The sequence below is a fragment of the Arenibacter algicola genome, from assembly GCF_000733925.1.
Lineage (GTDB): Bacteria > Bacteroidota > Bacteroidia > Flavobacteriales > Flavobacteriaceae > Arenibacter > Arenibacter algicola.
In genome coordinates, this window is record NZ_JPOO01000003.1 from 69,841 (window position 1) to 88,458 (window position 18,618).

Genomic DNA, 18,618 nt, shown 5'->3' on the forward strand with positions numbered 1-18,618 from the left:
CTTTAAATTTTTCCATAGCTTTTTTTAGTTGAGCAACTTTTTTAAAAACTTCCTGGTCTTAGATAGCTTCATAAATTATCTGCCCATCCTTTTCTTTAATTTTGGATTTACTGCCACAGCTTGGGCAATTTGCTACTTGACTCATAGTTTTATTTTTTTTACAAAATTGCCATCTCTCTGGCTATTTTAAAAGGTGAATGTAATCCTAAGAATGGTGATTTTGGAACTACGGATAAATACTGTTATAATGCCTTATCTTTCAAATTTTTCTCCATTTCATAGGAATAGGAGAGGTAATAGTTTCTCGCCGGGGCATTAATTTGTTGTGCTGCCAAGGCCCTTAAAAGCCTTATCTTAACTTGGCTGACTTTTACTTTTTCATAGTCGGTTGCCAGCAGATAGTCCGCCAATTCCAATCCCCATTGGTAATCACCTTGTTCCAATGCCCTATTTAGCTGTTGAAGCATTTTAACCTCACCACCTGCCAATTCAACCATATGTTTGGCCTCTTGTGTGGAAGATAAAGGATAAAGGTTGGTGGGGTTTCCATCAAACCAGCCAACATAGTGTAAAAATATAGATCGAACGCCCCATGGAACCGAACCGTAGAATTCCTGTAAGTTGGGTTGATCTATTAGGGAATCTGCCAACTTAACGCTGTCAACGGTTTGTTGCAGTGTATACCCCTTGTTCACAGCATCTATGGTCTGTTGGTAGACGCTTAAGATTGCTGTTGCGTAGTTTGTAAGATTGTCATGGACAAGTTTTGTTCCTGAGACAGGACGGGTATGGCCTGGTACTAGGAACTCCACGGGGTAGGTACTCATTTTTTGAATGGATTCGCCCCAAGATTTTACATCCCTATATTGCGAGCCACGAATGGCATAAAGGTTTGGAAATGATTTGTAATAATTATCTCCTGTGAACAATGTTTTTAAATCGGGAATCCACACAAATAGCTCGTCATTGGTTTCCCCATCGGCCGCATGCAGTTCAATATCTATGCCGGCCAGGTTAAGGGTTATGGAGTCTTGAAAAGTGAGGTTGGGCGGTAAATATCCTTTTCCCGCTCTATCTGTTGGGGTACTACCCGGAGCCACACCTCTATTGATAATCTCATTGGCCGGTAAATCGCGCCCAAATTGCCGTATGTTTCGCTGTTTTAATATAGGCTCAATCGGTGAATGCTCCTGCAATTCGTCCTTAAACCCCTCCCTTGCAATGATCTTAACATCTTTGTTGTTGCCAACAAAAGCAGAAGTGCCTCCAGTATGATCTAGATGGCCATGCGTATATATTAGGGCTTCAACGGGTTTATCGGTTATATTCCGGAATTCTTCCGCTACCTTTTCCGCGGCTCCCAATGCACGTAACGCATCGATAATCACTACCCCTTTTTCCCCAACAACCATAGAGGCATTGGAACCATCATAGCCCACCGCCACATATACCTTTTCATTCAGCTTGATTATTTCGGGTATAAATTCGGCATTCTGACTTTTTAATTTGGTGATATTTGGGTGTTCTTGATCTTGTTGTTGTAGTGAGTTCTCCTGGGGTGAATTTTGGCATGCCTGTAACAAAACAATTCCCCAAAAAAGCATGGTTGCCCTAACTATTGATATATATTTTGTAGCGATTTTACCTTTTTCTATTTTCATTTCTATCCGATTATTTCATATTCAATTTATGGACTATATAATTGGAGACCAAGAGATCAATAACTAGTTCCTTTTGAATTAATACTGTTATTTTGGAATTGAACTTTTGTCTTTAGTTGGTTCCAATATGTTTTATTCCATACAAAGTTGCCATTAATCTTGGGGTTCTAAAAGGTGAATGTTTTACCGTAAATGGTAAAAGTGGAACCATAGCCTTAGAGCGCCATGAATGTTATAACTTTTTTAATAAGAGTCCGATTGACTTTTGATTGTTCAGGAGTTTGTTCGTTCAATGTCATCCTTTGGGGACAGAATCATTAGTTTTACTAAATTATTCAGGGCTATATACATGTCCCTTTATATGGAACTCACTATAATTAAGTTCAACAAAATAAAAATCTGATGAAGTTAATGGAGTCCTCATCAGATTTAATTTCAATTCTATATGTCACCAATTCATCAAATAAAATAGTAGCAATAGTTTGAACCTTATTCGGCCTGTTTTAAATGATCTATAATCCCACTTTTAAACACTGTTTTTAGGGTTCTTTCAGGTCTATTTTCGTATCCTATTATAACGGAATTGTGGACTAGCATTTTTTCAAAATCAAATACTAGGGTCAAATAATCCTTTATGTCTGTTTCATGCCAATTCATTAAATAAAGTCCATTGCCAATTTTACGGGAACGATAGGGAATATCTTGATTTCCTTTTCCTTTTCCAGGTCCGGCAACCCATTCATATTTAGTTTTGCCATTGTAAAACTCAATGTGTACAGCAGTGCCATCCTGATACTGGAAGTTCATGGAATAACCGTCCAAGAAATGTTCGGGTTGTCCAAACTGAAAATTATTTCCGTCTGTTGTTTCATTTTGTGCATTACCAATTGTAACACTTAATATGGTTAGAATAAGTAATGACCTTAATTTTGTTTTCATTTTCTTAGATTTTAAAGTTTGGTACAAAGTTGACCATATACTTTAAAATTAGGCAGGTAAATCTTGGGGTAAGAATGGTAAATATGGGAACGATACTTTTATATATCAGCTTTGAATTGTTTGGGGGTAGTACCAGTATGCTTTTTGAAGAATTTGGTAAAGTTCGTCACTTCATCAAAACCCATGTCATATCCTATTTCCTTCAAACTGGTATTTGTACTAACAATAGCTCTTTTTATTTCCAGGGTTACAAAATCATCAATAAAATGTTTGGCAGTGTTCAAGGTGAATTCTTTAACGATCTGGTTTAAATGTTTGGTGGAAATGTGCAGCATTTCCGCATAATCCTTTACGTTGCGGGTCAACTTAAATTGTGCTTCTACCAAGTTTTTAAATTCGAGAAAAATAGGATAGTGCTGATGGTTTTTTTTGGGTAGGTCTGCGGTCTGGGAAAGGCGTTCCAATCGTAGTAGATATAATTCTAGCATCGCAGCTACTATATTCTTTTGGGCGTAGCTGTTTTCCTCTTCCAATTCAACTTTTAATTCGGTTATAAAAGTCTCATTAAAGTTACCACTTTCTACCAAAGGCTTGGAAATATGGTAATTGTAAAGATGTGAAATAAACTCAATGGAGGATTTGGAAAAATAGTTCAGAACAAATTCCTCGGTAAACAAAATAAGGAATCCCTCATAATTAGGGTTTTCCTGAAAAGCATGTACTTGACCCTTGGCTATTTTTAATACCGTCCCTTGTTTTAATGGATATTCCTTCAGGTCTATTTGGTGGGTTCCCTGACCATTGGTAACAATCAACAACGCAAAGAAGCCTACCCTATGTGGTAAATTGGGATTATGGCTTAAACCTCCCTTAATTTTAGCAAACAGCTTGGATAGATTGAGGCACTCGAAGTCTTTTTCATTTTCTTCGCTCTCAAATGATATGTTGGGAATAGTTTTTAAAGGGTTCAACCTAGTAAGGATTAGTTTTTAATAATGCTCAATATAGGAATTAATAATAATTACTCCCTTGCAACCCTACACTAACTTGCCTTCTAAAAGGAATGTTTATCAATGTACCAAAAATGAATAGAATAAGTACAGTGATCGCAATTTGCCACCGATCTTTTTTTTCTTCTTTGTACTAGATAATTGTAGATCCAACTAAGTTTATCGATAGATTAAGCTTGTTTTTTAGATGCCTTTTTTATGATGGAATAATTTTTTTGCACATATCAACATACTGGTTCCGAGAAACTTGTTTCCATTCCTTACTGCGCAAGGGAAAAGGAATTTCAGAGTCTATTGCCAGCGCTTTTTGGGTAAGGTGCTTCAGCCCTTTTATTATTTCGTTCAAGAATTTTCATTCTAAACCATTTAATAGCATAGACTAAAATAGTAATCCAAGCAATTGAGGTGAATACTCCTTTTAAAATAGTAAGGCTACTTGATAAAAGGACCAAGGTTTTGGTTAACTCCAAAGATTTTGAAATCATTAATATGACGCATATGTTCTCTGCATAATCAAATAGCATTGCCACAAATGGAATAACCAATAATATTGACGCTATTTTGCTTTTGGTTTCCGTTATACTAAAAAGTCGAAATATAATACTACTTAAGAATAGCGCCAATAAAATAGGATATAAAAGATCCAACAAAGTTAATTGCGGGAAAAGGTAGAGGGATGTAGTCTCGTTATTCAGGTTCTCCACAATTGATTCGGCTACGGAAACGGAATATCCCAAAGTTTGGAGGTCGAACACTTTGGTTCCAATTCGGTCATTGATCACAGGCAAAGTAAATATCATCATCATAAGCAGGACCAAGTGGCTTGCAACAAATAGAATACAGATATTCTTTACCGAGGAGGCCTTAATAAGTAAGGAATTTAAATTTGACATAGAGCTTGTTTTTGATTAGAAAACAAAGGTGGTCAATACACGGAGAGATTCCATTAACAAATGTTAAGCGTTAAGATTGTGTTCTTAATCTACTTAAGGAAATTGTAGTTAATCCTAAATATGATGCTATATCCGAATGCGGTATAAGGTTTTCGATATTTGGAAAATTATCTCTCAGAAGCTGCAACCTATCCTTACCTTTAAGGGAAGCCAATGCTATTTCTTTTTGGACCTTCCCCATTAGTTCATTTCTTAAAACTGTGTTTCCAAAATGTCTTATTTCAAGATCTTCTACCATTAATTTTTCGAATTCCCCGGCATTGATGGTTGCCATCTCCATATCGGTCAAAGCGCGAATATTAAGAATGGATCTGCCCTCCTTATTTCTTGTTGTGCTGGGAGATATTATAGAGCCCGACATAAAAAAAGAAATCGTTACATCCTCTCCTTCCGGTGTGTAAAGAAAACTTTTGCAGATTCCTTCCGTAATAAAATACTCCAGATTATTATTTTGTCCAACAGTTGTAATTAACTCTCCTTTTTTTACTTCATGATATTCCGCTATCTCCTGGATTTTTGCTATCGATTTACTCGAAATAGGCGATACAGAATTAATAATGGGACTAATGTTGTCGTACATCTCTTAAAGTAAAAATAATGGACACAAACCCAATAAATGGATTTGTGCCGGTTGTTTAAGCTTTGACTGGCAGGTGTAAGATAGCGTTATTTAAAAAACTAAGGCCTGAAAACCTGTAATTCCCACATTATTTATATTTAGAGTAATCATTATTTCTTTGATAGGAATAAGGTTTATTCACCCCTTAATTCTTCCATTTCTGCAAGGGCCAAGTCGAGCTTTTTTAATATTCCTCCATAAATCGTTTTTACATCCTTTCTATGAATTGCCTTACTAAAAATGCTCATCAATACAGCCATAATTATTACGATAATCGTGGTTGGGATATGAAGTCCTAATACCAGATCATTTGAGCTCCCAGCAACTATTTCCCGCTTGTGTGCAAACATATCGGAAAACCAAATTCCGAAATAGAAAACAAGAATTAATACAGGATATACAGCGCTATACATTTTTCCATACCTATCAATAGATTTGGATATCCAATCCTTAAAGGCTTTTAAAAAAGTATAACTACTTTGCCCTTTGTCAATTTTTTCCAAAGATTTTAATTCCTGGTAGGCGGTGTAGGCAACCCAGAACATCATTATTAAAACAATACTGCCTGCTAGCACGGCTCCTGCGAAATATGACGCTATAAACAGAAGTGAGGAGCCAATTATAATTCCCCATATATTGAACAGGAACATTTTTTGGAATTTATCGATGATATGAATCGACTTCTGGTTGTAAATGTCGTTTATCTTGGGAGCAATTAAGGCATTACTATTTAGGAAACCTTCTTTCCACATAGTTTCAATTGATTTTTCCATCCAATATTTTTTTTAGTCGTTCTTTAATTCTTTTTATACGGACCCCAATGTTATTTGGGTTGGTGCCAATGATATCGGCAATCTCCTGATAGGATTTTTCCTCGAGATAGAGCAAAATTACCCCCCTGTCAACCTCGGACAATTGCCTAATTGCAGCATATAACTGTTTAAGGGAATCGTCATTAAAAGCACGGGGCTCATCCCATATTTCTGAGGGTAGCTTATCCGAGGCCAGGCTCGGACGATTGTTTTTATGTTTCCTCAACAAGGTCATACTTACATTCAGAGACAGTCTATATACCCATGTAGACCACTCGGACTGTGCACGAAAGTTATTTCTGCTTTTCCAAATTTGTAAGCACACCTCTTGGTAATAATCTTCAAAATCTTGCTGGTTATTGGTATATGCCCTGCATATCTTTATGATAATTGCGGCATAAGGCAAAATAGATGATGTATAAAAATCGTTGCTCAATCTTCTGGTTTAAGGGCTTGCTTAATTTACAATAACATTTTACCTGCGGCCTTGGCCTGCGAATCCAAATTACGCCCTATTGCCAGGCCGATTAGCATTCCGAGGGCTATTCCAAACGATATCCCCAATGACCGCTCCAAATTTGAAAGTACCACTATTCCAAAAATAATTCCAAAAGAAGCTCCTAATCCTAAACCCATATTGGTATAATAGTCTTTAATAGTCAAGGAAAAAGTATCTTTCAAATATTTTTGAAACAACTTGTAAGTTCGTATAAAATATTTTCTATTTTTTGTGCTATTTGAATTTAAACCAAAACCATCTAGTTGCTGTTCAATAGATTGGATTTCAGCGTCTGATAAATAACAGTTCTCTAAACTGGTCAATATCTGAATGAATTTTTGGTAAATCTTAATTTCAGATTTTTCAGTTGTTTTGGATTCCAGATTTTTGAAATGGTCAAGTGCATTTTGTAGTGTCATAATTTTAATCTTTTCTTGGTTAGTGGCTGAAATCAAAGATTATTACACCCTTTGGGTAATTTTTTTTAAAAGATATGGGTTGCACTAGAAATATAGCTCCCTAGGATATTGGCCATAAGCCTGCGAAGGTGTGGTGTAGGAGGGGGGGCGCTTACCCTGATGTCTTACCCTTGCTCAAAGTCCTTTACTATTTTATCTATTCTATAGCAAATAGGAAAGATTGTGCGGCCGTATAAATATAAACAAAACTGGAATTGAAGACCAATTCAGGCTTTGCTTCATAGTAGGTACTCTTCTGCACGTATTATTTTCTTGCTAAGAATTTTAGTAATTTTTCAGGATCCTGTCGGTTGTCCCAAAACCCGGTGATTATAATTTTTTGATGTTGAATTTTGTAAAGTATGCTATAATGTCCCAAAATAATGGCTCGGGTATTTTTGTAATTTGTAGGTTTCCCCATTTCTGGAAGTTGTTTCAACAATTCTGTTCGCCCTCTAATTGCTAGGTTCAATTTCTGAGAGTATAGCCTACTTTTATTGCGTTTGTTCCAATATTCAAAAGTATAGTTTCGTTGCTTTATGGCCGTTTGTGTCCAAAATAGAGTTAGTCCATCCATTCAGAATCTTCTTTTCTAAGATCGCTTTCTGAAATCAGATTATCGTTTTCGATGTCCATTTCGCTCATCATGAGCATTTCAATGTGATGAGAATCCAAGGTTAGTTGGTTATCAATTTCGGTAGAATTTAAAATACTCTCAATTGCAGCCAGTAATTTTTCGTTTTTGGTGACCATAATTTGGTCAATCAATCTGCTTCTTAAATTATCGAGAGTTTTCATACTGCTATTTTTAATAAAATTCTGAAAATTTATCGGATATAGCAAATAATACACATTGCCCCTGTTAAGGCAGTTGAACGGGGGAGATTCGCTAACTCTTCCATCGTACTCTTGGTCAAGGTCTTTACTATTTTTTCAAAAGCAAATTAAGGAAGATTGTGCGGACGTATAAATATAAACAAACTGGAATTGAAGACCTGTCTGGATTTTTAATACCCTATAATTTATTTGTTACATTTCTTATATACTTGGTTACATATGTAGCATCTGAAAATGAGTACTTTATATAGTTTTATGGTTGAAATTGGATATAATTTTAAATCAGAGAACATGAAAACAAAGTTGTTATTTATTCTTTCCATTTTTTCCGTAGTAGTTATTGGTAATTCCTGTGCAAGCGACAATGAAGCTTGTCAAGAGGATCCTGAAGTTTGTGCTTGTTTAAACAATCCTCTAGCATGTATTTCTCCAGTAGGAACCAATGAGGTACAGGCAGATTCCCTAAATGCCGTATCCAAACTCCCAGTTAGAAAGGAGTAGACATAATCCAAGTAATAAGTTAAAAAGAAAATTTAGCTCATATAATTCAAGAATATGAGCACCAGACTGTTTTTTTTCTCCTTCAGCCATTTCTTTATGCTTTGGGTAGCGCGACTGATATGCTTTTCCACGGCCTTTTCCGAGATATCTAATTGGGAAGCTATTTCCTTGTGCTTGTAGCCCGATTTCTTGCTGAGCAAAAAGACTTCCCTGTTCTTCTTTGGTAGTTGATCTATGGCCGATTCCAACAGTTGCATCCTTTCTTCCAATAATGATTCATCTCTTTCTACAAAATCTAACAAGATGTTATTTTTAAGCTCTAAAAGTGCAACTTCTTCTTTTTTAAGTTTCCGGTATTCCTTAAGAAAGGTATTATAGACGGCTCTATATAGGTAATTTTTTAGTGAAGTTCTAATGTTGAGGCTATCCTTTTTAATCCAAATTTTCACCAAGGTTTGTTGTACAATGTCTTCAGCTCGATCCTGATCCTTGGTTAAATTATAGCAATAAACCACCAGACCTGTATAGTAGAGTTCATACAGTTTTTTATAGGCCCTTTCATCTCCCTTCTTTAGGCTTTCTAATAAAAAAGTGTCTTGGTTGTACAAAATTTGATTATGGTTGGTTGGTGATGAAACTATGTAAAAGTGATAAATTTTTAGTGAAATATAAAAAAAAGTTAAAAATAATGTAGGGATTGGGGAAAAATCGGGGTCATACTTATGTAATTGATAATAAAAAAATGAAAAATAATAGGTTGGAAAATCTTATTCAAGACTATTTGGATGGTAAAATCGAGGAAGCCAAGATGTATGAGGATATCCAAGATTATCCCCTGGAAGAGGTGAAGAAGTGTTTTTCGGATTCCATGGAAGTAGATTATTTGATGTCCAGGAAATATTTAGAGGTAGATAAAGAAGTTGCGTATAAGGACTTTTTGGAACAAATTAAATTACATGCCCTTGATGTTCCAGAACAAAAGAAGGGAGTAATCCGGACGATATGGAAATATGCTGCGATTTTTATTGGACTAGTCGGATTGGGGTTAGCGATATCTTTTTTATCCAAATCCAGCAATGAGAGGGAAAATATAATTGTAGCCCAGGAAGAAGTAAACCTGCAACTAGGTAACGGTAAGCTTGAGATTATTAAAGAAACGGGTAGCACCAATATTCTGGATACTAAAGGGAATGTGATTGCAGTACAAACAGGAGATAAGATTAAGTATAAGCCCACAACTAATCCCAAAGAAATACAGTACAATGAGTTAAATGTACCCTACGGAAAGAAATTCGAGTTGGAACTTGCCGATGGTACTATAGTATATGTTAATTCAGGATCGGTTTTAAGATACCCTACCAGTTTTTCTGAAAGTAAAAGTAGACAGGTTTCCCTAAAGGGAGAGGCCTTTTTTAAGGTGGCCGAGGACAAAGAGCATCCTTTTATTGTCAATTCGGGTTCCGTCAATGTTCGCGTACTGGGTACGGAATTTAATGTATCCGCCTATAACGAAGATTTGGAAACCAGTACCGTATTGGTTTCAGGTAGTGTTCAGTTGTACGATTCCTTGTCGGTGGATAAGCAACAAAGAAAGGTACAACTAGTTCCAGGAGAAATGGGAACATGGAGTAAGGATCAGCAGAATTTTAAAAAGGACAAGGTAGATACTTCTATTTATACCTCTTGGGTGCAAGGGAAACTCATATTTAGGGATATGCCTTTTAAGCAAATCCGTAAGCAATTGGAACGCCGCTACAATGTAACCATTGTAAATACCGATACGGCTTTGGACAAGAATACCTTTAGTGCCAATTTTGAGGAAGAAAGTATAGAAGAGATACTGGAAATCCTGGATAGAACCTACGGAATAGAATATACGATCAAGGAGAACCAAATAATTATTAAAAAACAATAAAAATCAATATGGCCTATGAATTAAAAACCTAAAATTAATAGAAGGACCAACCCTTAAAAAAAAAATCGGAAAATGCTCGTAACATTTCCCGACTTAAAGATTTGGTCAAAAAATAGTGTAACCATTTAATAACCATAACAAAAGTATGAAAAAACTGATTAAAATCGGGTGTGCGCTTATGTGCGCCCTAAAGTGGGATCTTAAAATGAAGCTGACTGCCTTTTTTCTTTTAGTATGTATGCTGCAGATCAATGCCACCACATACTCCCAAAAAACTAGGATATCCTTGGATATGAACGATGTACAATTAAGTGAGGTACTTAACAGGATAGAGACCATTTCCGAGTTCAGGTTTTTTGTGGACACTCAGAAAATCGATGTAAAAATAGAAGTTGATATAAAGGCTGATAAAGAAAAGATTTTTGATATTCTAGATAAGTTATTTAAAGGAACAAATATTACTTATGAGGTATTCAAAAAGCAAATATTACTCAAAAAGTTAGATTACAAACCTATACAATTACAGTCTATTGGTCCAGACCAAAGTGTAATTGAAATTAATAAACCGCAACAGACCATTACAGGAAATATTTCTGATGAAAATGGAACCCCGTTGCCTGGTGCAAACATACTGGAAAAAGGTACAACCAATGGTACCCAGGCCGATTTTGATGGGAATTTTACAATTTCTATTGAAGATGAAAATGCGATTTTGGTTGTTTCCTATATAGGCTTTGCTACCAAAGAGGTTCAGGTTAATAGCCAAACAAATCTAAGTATTAATTTAGAGGAAAGTTCGGCTGGTCTTGATGAGGTGGTTGTAGTAGGGTTTGGAACACAGAAGAAGCTAAACCTTACCGGTGCAGTTTCGAGTATTCAAAGTGAAGATTTGGAGAATCGGCCAATAACCAGTGCGAGTCAGGCACTTCAAGGAGTACAAGGGGTGTACATAAATCAAATTGGAGGACAACCAGGAAATGATGCCGCAACGATCAGAGTAAGAGGTGTAGGAACATTAAACGACAACAACCCTTTGATTCTTGTAAATGGAATAGAATTTTCCATTAATGATTTAAATACAAATGACATTGAAAGTATAACTGTTTTGAAGGATGCAGCCTCAGCAGCAATTTATGGGTCGCGGGCGGCCAACGGTGTGGTTTTGGTAACTACCAAGAAGGGATCGCAAAAATCGGAGATATCCTATAGTACCTCAGTTGGTATACAAGAGGTTATTTCCTTGCCTAGAGTTGTAAAGGATCCTATTCAATGGATGGAATTGTATTCCCAAGCACAATTGAATTTTGGTACCAGTGAAAATGCATTAGTTTTTCCTCAGAGTTTAATAGATGAATACCGGGCAGGAATGCAAACTGATCCATTTACATATCCCAACAATGACTGGTATGATATAATGTTTGATCCGGCATTTATTCAAGAACATAATTTGAGATTTACTGGAGGAAGTGATAAAACTTCTTTTGCTCTTTCATTGGGTCTGTTGGATCAAAATGGGGTACTAAGGAGTTCGGATTCCGATAGGTATACAGCGAATCTGAATATTAACTCAGTAATGAATAAAAATGTAACCCTAGGCGGTACATTTAATGTTTCTTACAAAAATAGGGATGAACCTGTTGTTGGCATATCCGAAGCCATGCAAATGATCTTTAAAGCTCAATCTTATCACCCAACGAAATTGGAGGATGGAAATTATGGAATGAATTTTTTCGACATTCCTGGGCACCGTAGATTTCGAAATCCGCTGGCATTAACCGATGAGGGAGACAGTGATATACGGAACTTAAAATTGTTTCTAAATACTTTTGCCGAAATTAGTCTACCTTTTGATATAAAGTACAAGATTAATATGGGATTCACAAGTGATGCCCAACGACGAAAGATATTCACCCCTCAAATAGTACTTTATGATGCAAAAACAAAAGAGCCTACACAAATTCAAGCTGGAGGAAATCCTTATGTAACCTTTCAAGGGCAAGAAAGAGGAGTGGACCAACGGGACGATGAATCACAAAACTGGACTATTTTTAATACTTTAAATTGGAATAGGTCCTTTAATGACAATACCGATTTATCCATACTGCTGGGCAATAGTTATGAGAAATTCAACCGAAGTTTTTTCACGGCAAGTAATGAGGGATATTTAAGTAATAATTTATATGAACTAAATGCCGGGAGTACCAATCCGGTGGTGTCTGGTACTACTACTGAATCCAGCCTGATATCCTATTTTGGCCGTGCTAATTATGTGTTGGCCAATAAGTATTTGTTTGAGGCAAATTTTCGTTATGATGGATCTTCCAGGTTTGCCCAGGGTAATAAATGGGGGTTCTTTCCATCAGTTTCAGCTGGATGGAGGTTGAACGAAGAAAATTTTCTAAAAGATGTAGAATGGTTGGGTCAACTGAAAGTTAGGACATCATGGGGGCAATTGGGTAATGAGCGCATAGGATTATTTCGTTATTTGGATTTAATATCCCCAGGTCAGGATTATATATTTGGCGGTACAATCAACCCGGGTACTGCCGTTCTTGTTGACAATGATGATGAAATATCATGGGAGACTACTACCATTTCCAATATTGGTATAGACGCTACTTTTTTTAAGGGAAAATTATCATCTAGTCTTGAGTACTTCGATAAGACAACAGAGGATGTTTTAAGGCCAGTTGGAATTCCGTCACAAGTTGGGGCCTTGGGTGGTCCAATTAGAAATATTGGTACCATTGAAAATAAAGGAATTGAATTATCTTTAGGATACAGGAATGTAATAGGTGATTTTAGATATGATGTTTCGGGTAATCTTACCTATATAACAAATAAGGTAGTTAACCTGAATGGCGAGATAATCCTTGATGATTTTTCTTCTGACGGAAGAGGTCCTTTTAATATTACCCAAGAAGGAAAGCCTATAAATCAATTTTACTTATATGAGGCGGATGGCTTATTCCAATCACAGGAGGAAATTGATTCACATGCTTTTCAGGGTACCGATACACAGCCAGGATATATACGTTTTAAGGATTTGGACAATAACGGTACCATTGACCTAAATGATAGAAAGGCAACAGGCAATACCATACCAAAATATACATATTCTTTCAATATAAAATTGGCATACAAAAACCTTTCATTAAATACGTTTTGGCAAGGGGTGGAGGATGTACAAACCTATAATAAACATGTATCGGGTGTCCCCTTTTGGTTCGGAACCTCCTTACCTGTGGGTTGGGCAAATGATTCTTGGACTCCGGATAATAGGGATGCCAGTTTTCCAATTATAACTAGATACCAAGATACTCAGAATACACTTTTTAGAGATAGTGATTATTGGCTACTTGATGCTTCGTATTTAAGGTTGAAAAATATTCAATTAACTTATGATTTTAAGCCAGATTTATTGAGTAAAATAGGAATGACCAAGTTGTCCATTTTTTGTAACGCTCAGAACCTGCTTACGTTTACTTCCTTGAAAGATTTTGATCCCGAAACGGAGTTGCTAGGCAATGATTTCTTCAATTATCCATCAACGAAGATTTATACTCTAGGTTTCAACCTATCATTCTAAACTATACTGTCATGAAAAAAATCATATATATTTCCACAATACTTTGTGGGCTAATAATATCTACTAGTTGTTCCAGCGATCAATTAAACTTGGAACCTGCAGATCAGAGTAACGTGGAGACTTTTTGGACCTCTGATGTAAACGCTGCTTCTGCACTTACCGGTTGCTACGAACCATTGTTGGGCCCTTATAGGGGTGAAGGATCTTGGTTGTTAAAATTGGAGGACATAACCCCAAATTCGTTTGAGATTGACGATGGTAGTGGAGCTTCCTCCATTGCCAGAGGAGATAATAATCCTACATTGCCTCTTATCAATTCTCGATACAGTATTTGCTATGAGGGCATTGGGCGAACAAATACTTTTTTGGCTAATATTGATTTGGTACCTATGGACGAAGAATTAAAAAAACGTTATAAGGCCGAAGCGCGATTTTTAAGAGCATTTTATTATCATAATCTAATAGAGTACTATGGTGGTGTACCTTTAATTTTAGATCCTCCTAATAATAACGACCAAGGTCAATTACCCCGTAATACCAAGGCCGAAATACTCGAGGTAATCTATTCTGATTTGGATGCGGCAGCTGCCGATTTACCAACGTCGTATACTAGCACAGATAAAGGCCGGGTAACGAAGGGCGCAGCCTTGGCTTTTAAAGCCAGGACTGCATTATATAATGAGAACTGGGACGAAGCACTTTCTTCTGGACAGGCAGTTATAGATTTAAATGTATATGACCTATTTCCGGACTATCGTGGACTTTTTCTTTTAGAAAATGAAGGAAATAATGAGGTAATATTCGATATTCAATTTCAGTTTCCGGAAGTAACCAACAATTACCACGAGTTGTTCCAACAAGGAAATGTTTTCAAAGATCTGTTTGAGGCTTATTTAATGACCGATGGAGAACCAATTACAAATTCAGGATTATATGATCCCGCAAATCCAAGCGCCAACAGAGACCCAAGATTATCCCAAACATTGATAACAATAGGCTCAACCTTCAATGGCCAATTGGTAACTGGGGATGAATTATTTGCAGATTTAACAGGTTATGCATTTAAGAAATACACCTATTTTGTAGATGATGTAGCTCGTACAGCTCCTCAGCCAAACCAATCCGAAATAAACCCAATTGTTATTCGATATGCTGAAATTTTACTAATTATAGCAGAGGCAGAGAATGAATTAAATGGACCTTCTGATAGGGCATATGATGCTATTAATTTGGTTAGAAATCGTGTTTCAGTGGACATGCCGGATGTTACTCCAGGCTTAAGCAAGGAAGAATTTCGAGAGGTTGTCCGATTGGAAAGAAGAGTCGAGTTTGCTGGTGAAGGACTCTATTATAAAGATATTATAAGATGGCGGACCGCTGAAGCCGTTATGAACGCCGATGGTTTGGACAAAGATGGCAACGTGATAGAAAGACGAAGTTTTAATCCAACAAGAGATTATCTTTGGCCTTTGCCAGATAGGGATATTTTGCTGAACCCTAACTTGGAACAAAATCCCGGATATTAAATCTCACCTAATAGGTAAGCAAGGAAAATCACTTCTCTATTTAGTTTTATAAGAGGAAATACTGTAAAAAAGAATTAGCATATAAACCATTCTTTTTAAAAATTAGATTGAATTAATTCATTAAAATCCAATGAGAGTATTTAGAAAATTATGTCATATTGGTTCAGGGGTTTTATTTTTATCCCTGTCTATACCAGTTTTCTCCCAAACTTCCGTAAAAAGTCAACCCAACGTCATTGTTATTATGACCGATGATCAAGGCTCTATAGACCTCAATAGTTATGGGGCTACCGACCTGTATACCCCCAATATGGACAGGTTTGCCAAGGAGGGGGTGAGGTTCACCCAATTCTATGCGGGAGCACCCGTTTGTTCTCCCTCACGTGCCGCCCTAATGACAGGGAAGACCAATTTGAGGGCCGGTCTGGAAGGCAATGTCCCTATTCCGGAACACGCGGAAAGGAGCGGAGAATACGGTCTACCAACAGAACAAATTACCATGGCGGAGATGCTCAAACCCAGTGGCTACTACACCGCCTTAATTGGTAAATGGCATCTTGGGCACAGGGAGCAGAACTTGCCCAACGGACAGGGGTTCGATTATTTCTTTGGGCATCAGCGGGGTTGTATCGATAATTATTCCCACACCTTCTATTGGGACGGACCGAATAAACACGACTTGTATAGAAATTCACAGGAGGTGTATTATGATGGCCAACATTTTTCCGATCTAATGGTAGAGGAAGTCAAGCAGGTGATCAACCACAGGCAGGACAAGCCGTTTTTTATTTATTGGGCGTTCAATGCACCCCATTATCCCTACCAAGGAACTACAAAGTGGTTGGACCATTACAAAGATCTTCCAACACCTAGAAAAGAATATGCCGCCTTTGTGTCCAATACCGATGAGAAAATTGGCCAAGTTCTGGATTATCTGGATGAGATGGGTATAGCGGATAATACCATAGTTGTTTTTCAATCCGATCATGGACATTCCTTGGAGGAAAGGGCCTTTTGGGGAGGGGGTAATGCAGGACCCTATAGGGGAAGTAAATTTAGTCTGTTCGAAGGTGGAATCCGTGTACCGGCCATTATTCGCTATCCAGGAGTAATCCCCGCAAATGAAGTTAGGGATCAGCTTAGTATGGAGATGGATTGGTTTCCTACCCTTGCAGAATTGACCAATTCCAAAGTGGCGACGGATTTGGATGGGAAAAGTCTTATGCCCATTATTCTGGATAACAAAAAGGAATCCGTACATGAGGTGGTGCACTGGCAATTGGATAATTATGATGACAAAATGGCCCAATGGGCAATACGTAAGGGTCCTTGGAAACTTATAGGTAATGTAAGGGAGCCCATTGGCAAAGGGGAGAAAATAGATTTAGATAAATTGTATTTGGTGAACCTGGATAATGACATTGGTGAAAAGAACAATTTGGCCAAGTCCGATCCAAAAAAGTTGAATGAACTATTACAGTTGCACACTACATGGATAAAATCGGTTCGCTCAGAAATGAAGCAGTAGCTAATATTATTTTCCTCATTCGTTAGTCATAAAATAATTTGAGTTAGTTTAGTTGCAAAAGGAACATTGGGAGACCATTGTTCCTTTTTCGTTGCAGTTACCTTTACCTTTTTTAAATTGTATCAAAGTCTTTTTTGGTACTCATGCCATAAGTCAAATTCCAAAAGTCCTCCCAATACATTTTTGACTATTTAAACAATTTTTTGGTCAGTAATGTGCATTACTTACAAGGATTTTGATAACGAAGAAAAAAAAGATGTTATCTTGGTTGGTAACTTTTATGATTTTAATCCAGTTATGGAAGACAAGATGCGCCTCAGGGGTTGTTGTTGCTCTACAAGGGTGGTAATAAATTAAAGGTTGTAACCAAAAAATTAAAGTAGTGTACCACTTCAACGATTAACCAAAAATTTAAGCTTATGGCCATGGCCGATAAAAGTATAGTAATGCTGGGGTGTTTTGACACCAAGGGGGAAGATTTTTCCTATCTCCTAAAAAGTCTTGGGGCACTGGGCCAGCAAGTGATTACCATAAACACGGGGGTCATGGAGACTTCAGTTGACTTCCCCATAGATGTGGACCAGGATGCCGTAGCCACGGCTTCTGGCGCTGTCCTGGAAACTATCCGCAAGTCCAATGATCGGGGCAGGGCGGTGGAGCTGATGGGAAAGGGTGCTGCGGCCATCCTGTCGGAACTGGCCGAAAAGGACAAAATCAAGGGCGTCATCGGCATGGGCGGGGGAGGAGGTACCTATATCATCCTGGAGGCCATGCAGGCGGTGCCCTTGGGCATCCCCAAATTCTGCCTGAGTACGGTAGTGGCCAAGGACCTCTCCAGACAGATAGGGGTAAAGGACATTACCCTCATGTCCTCGGTAGTGGATGTGGCAGGGCTCAACAGTATAAGTAGGCTGTTGATACGGCAGGCGGCATCCGCGATCACCGCCATGGCGGATACCAAGGTGGATGCCTCGGAGGAAGCCAAAAAGAGCATCGCCATCAGTATGTTCGGGAACACCACCAAATGTGTCGACAAATGTACCGAACTGTTAAAGTCCAAGGGCTACGAGGTTATGGCCTTCCATGCCACCGGGGTGGGCGGGGCCACCATGGAATCGCTGATCCGGGAAGGGGTCTTCGACGCGGTGCTGGACGTTACCACCACCGAACTTGCCGATGAGCTCTGCGGGGGCATATTGAGCGCCGGACCAGACCGACTTACCGCTGCAACGGAAATGGGGATCCCCCAGATCGTGGTGCCCGGATGTCTGGACATGGTGAACTTTGCTCAAATGGACACGCTACCCGAGAAATACAGAACAAGACAGCTCTACAGTTGGGCTCCGGACGTGACCCTAATGCGCACCAATGTGGCGGAGAACGGGATACTGGGAAAACAGTTGGTGGACAAGCTGATAGGGGCCAAGGCCCCTGTGGAGATCCTCATCCCGCTAAAGGGCATATCCCAGATCGATAGCGAAGGGGATATTTTTTATGGACCCGATGCGGATTCGGCCCTGTTCGGGGCCATAAAGGAAAATGCAAAGGGACATGTTGAAGTCGTTGAAATGGATGCGCACATCAACGATGAAGCTTTTGCCAAGATGTTGGTGGAGCGTTTGTTGAAAATAATGGAATAGAGAGTACTACCATATATAGTCCAAAACAGGCTCTTAGTTTTGGAAAAAGAGTTGAGATAAAATTGCATAACCAGAAATGGTATTGGGCAAACCCTATCACAAAACAGCATTTTTTGAAGGGTCTTGAATTA

17 protein-coding genes are annotated in these 18,618 nt (G+C 38.0%); 6 read left to right on the forward strand and 11 right to left on the reverse strand.

Features of this window, described 5'->3' with window-relative positions; all coding sequences use genetic code 11:
• Positions 1-242: 242 nt before the first annotated feature.
• The 10 genes from U735_RS0110445 to U735_RS0110490 all read right to left on the reverse strand — a co-directional run bounded on the left by U735_RS0110445 (position 243) and on the right by U735_RS0110490 (position 7,749).
• Positions 243-1,661, reverse strand: a complete 1,419-nt coding sequence (locus tag U735_RS0110445) for an alkyl/aryl-sulfatase (protein WP_198036643.1) — start codon at positions 1,659-1,661, stop codon at positions 243-245.
• A gap of 489 nt (positions 1,662-2,150) precedes the next feature.
• Complete coding sequence (locus U735_RS0110450) at positions 2,151-2,600, reverse strand: MoaF-related domain-containing protein (protein ID WP_031443766.1); 450 nt, start codon at positions 2,598-2,600, stop codon at positions 2,151-2,153.
• A gap of 98 nt (positions 2,601-2,698) precedes the next feature.
• A complete protein-coding gene (locus U735_RS0110455; protein WP_103103960.1) occupies positions 2,699-3,571 on the reverse strand; it encodes an AraC family transcriptional regulator in 873 nt (290 codons plus the stop codon).
• 323 nt (positions 3,572-3,894) lie between these two features.
• On the reverse strand, positions 3,895-4,503 hold the full coding sequence (locus U735_RS0110460; protein WP_031443768.1) for a hypothetical protein: 609 nt from the start codon (positions 4,501-4,503) through the stop codon (positions 3,895-3,897).
• Positions 4,504-4,573: 70 nt separating this feature from the next.
• Positions 4,574-5,143 (reverse strand): Crp/Fnr family transcriptional regulator, encoded by a 570-nt coding sequence (locus tag U735_RS0110465; protein WP_031443769.1) that lies wholly within the window; start codon positions 5,141-5,143, stop codon positions 4,574-4,576.
• Positions 5,144-5,316: 173 nt separating this feature from the next.
• The gene (locus U735_RS0110470) at positions 5,317-5,955 is read right to left on the reverse strand and encodes a hypothetical protein (protein ID WP_031443770.1); all 639 of its coding nucleotides are present in this window, start codon (positions 5,953-5,955) and stop codon (positions 5,317-5,319) included.
• Entirely contained in the window at positions 5,939-6,430 is a 492-nt protein-coding gene (locus U735_RS0110475) for an RNA polymerase sigma factor (protein ID WP_031443771.1), read from the reverse strand. Before U735_RS0110475 ends, U735_RS0110470 begins: the two co-directional genes overlap by 17 nt.
• A gap of 26 nt (positions 6,431-6,456) precedes the next feature.
• Positions 6,457-6,912 carry a hypothetical protein gene (locus tag U735_RS25745; protein WP_031443772.1) on the reverse strand — a complete coding sequence of 152 codons (456 nt, stop codon included), beginning with the start codon at positions 6,910-6,912 and terminating at the stop codon, positions 6,457-6,459.
• A gap of 304 nt (positions 6,913-7,216) precedes the next feature.
• A complete protein-coding gene (locus U735_RS0110485; RefSeq protein WP_031443773.1) occupies positions 7,217-7,528 on the reverse strand; it encodes a type II toxin-antitoxin system RelE/ParE family toxin in 312 nt (103 codons plus the stop codon).
• Positions 7,516-7,749 (reverse strand): hypothetical protein, encoded by a 234-nt coding sequence (locus U735_RS0110490; protein WP_031443774.1) that lies wholly within the window; start codon positions 7,747-7,749, stop codon positions 7,516-7,518. Before U735_RS0110490 ends, U735_RS0110485 begins: the two co-directional genes overlap by 13 nt.
• 330 nt (positions 7,750-8,079) lie before the next feature.
• Here U735_RS0110490 and U735_RS0110495 point away from each other — a divergent pair, with 330 nt between their 5' ends.
• A complete protein-coding gene (locus U735_RS0110495) occupies positions 8,080-8,289 on the forward strand; it encodes a hypothetical protein (protein ID WP_146032808.1) in 210 nt (69 codons plus the stop codon).
• 32 nt (positions 8,290-8,321) lie between these two features.
• Here the strand turns inward: U735_RS0110495 and U735_RS0110500 are convergent, their stop codons facing one another.
• Positions 8,322-8,897, reverse strand: coding sequence for an RNA polymerase sigma factor (locus U735_RS0110500; protein ID WP_051892060.1), 576 nt, complete (start codon positions 8,895-8,897; stop codon positions 8,322-8,324).
• 134 nt (positions 8,898-9,031) lie between these two features.
• Between U735_RS0110500 and U735_RS0110505 the strand changes: the two genes are divergently transcribed.
• The 5 genes from U735_RS0110505 to U735_RS0110530 all read left to right on the forward strand — a co-directional run bounded on the left by U735_RS0110505 (position 9,032) and on the right by U735_RS0110530 (position 18,487).
• Entirely contained in the window at positions 9,032-10,204 is a 1,173-nt protein-coding gene (locus tag U735_RS0110505) for a FecR family protein (RefSeq protein ID WP_051892063.1), read from the forward strand.
• A gap of 145 nt (positions 10,205-10,349) precedes the next feature.
• A complete protein-coding gene (locus tag U735_RS0110510) occupies positions 10,350-13,793 on the forward strand; it encodes a TonB-dependent receptor (RefSeq protein ID WP_031443778.1) in 3,444 nt (1,147 codons plus the stop codon).
• 11 nt (positions 13,794-13,804) lie between these two features.
• Positions 13,805-15,319 (forward strand): RagB/SusD family nutrient uptake outer membrane protein, encoded by a 1,515-nt coding sequence (locus tag U735_RS0110515; RefSeq protein WP_031443779.1) that lies wholly within the window; start codon positions 13,805-13,807, stop codon positions 15,317-15,319.
• 130 nt (positions 15,320-15,449) lie between these two features.
• Positions 15,450-16,847 (forward strand): sulfatase family protein, encoded by a 1,398-nt coding sequence (locus U735_RS0110520; RefSeq protein WP_031443780.1) that lies wholly within the window; start codon positions 15,450-15,452, stop codon positions 16,845-16,847.
• A gap of 419 nt (positions 16,848-17,266) precedes the next feature.
• A complete protein-coding gene (locus tag U735_RS0110530; RefSeq protein WP_051892064.1) occupies positions 17,267-18,487 on the forward strand; it encodes a Tm-1-like ATP-binding domain-containing protein in 1,221 nt (406 codons plus the stop codon).
• Positions 18,488-18,618: the final 131 nt, after the last annotated feature.

Excerpts from the sequence above, each read along its gene's own strand:
- U735_RS0110445 (WP_198036643.1), bottom strand. The coding sequence starts at position 1,661 with ATGAAAATAGAAAAAGGTAAAATCGCTACAAAATATATATCAATAGTT.
- U735_RS0110450 (WP_031443766.1), bottom strand. The coding sequence starts at position 2,600 with ATGAAAACAAAATTAAGGTCATTACTTATTCTAACCATATTAAGTGTT.
- U735_RS0110460 (WP_031443768.1), bottom strand. The coding sequence starts at position 4,503 with ATGTCAAATTTAAATTCCTTACTTATTAAGGCCTCCTCGGTAAAGAAT.
- U735_RS0110465 (WP_031443769.1), bottom strand. The coding sequence starts at position 5,143 with ATGTACGACAACATTAGTCCCATTATTAATTCTGTATCGCCTATTTCG.
- U735_RS0110470 (WP_031443770.1), bottom strand. The coding sequence starts at position 5,955 with ATGGAAAAATCAATTGAAACTATGTGGAAAGAAGGTTTCCTAAATAGT.
- U735_RS25745 (WP_031443772.1), bottom strand. The coding sequence starts at position 6,912 with ATGACACTACAAAATGCACTTGACCATTTCAAAAATCTGGAATCCAAA.
- U735_RS0110485 (WP_031443773.1), bottom strand. The coding sequence starts at position 7,528 with ATGGATGGACTAACTCTATTTTGGACACAAACGGCCATAAAGCAACGA.
- U735_RS0110490 (WP_031443774.1), bottom strand. The coding sequence starts at position 7,749 with ATGAAAACTCTCGATAATTTAAGAAGCAGATTGATTGACCAAATTATG.
- U735_RS0110495 (WP_146032808.1), top strand. The coding sequence starts at position 8,080 with ATGAAAACAAAGTTGTTATTTATTCTTTCCATTTTTTCCGTAGTAGTT.
- U735_RS0110505 (WP_051892063.1), top strand. The coding sequence starts at position 9,032 with ATGAAAAATAATAGGTTGGAAAATCTTATTCAAGACTATTTGGATGGT.
- U735_RS0110510 (WP_031443778.1), top strand. The coding sequence starts at position 10,350 with ATGAAAAAACTGATTAAAATCGGGTGTGCGCTTATGTGCGCCCTAAAG.
- U735_RS0110515 (WP_031443779.1), top strand. The coding sequence starts at position 13,805 with ATGAAAAAAATCATATATATTTCCACAATACTTTGTGGGCTAATAATA.
- U735_RS0110520 (WP_031443780.1), top strand. The coding sequence starts at position 15,450 with ATGAGAGTATTTAGAAAATTATGTCATATTGGTTCAGGGGTTTTATTT.
- U735_RS0110530 (WP_051892064.1), top strand. The coding sequence starts at position 17,267 with ATGGCCATGGCCGATAAAAGTATAGTAATGCTGGGGTGTTTTGACACC.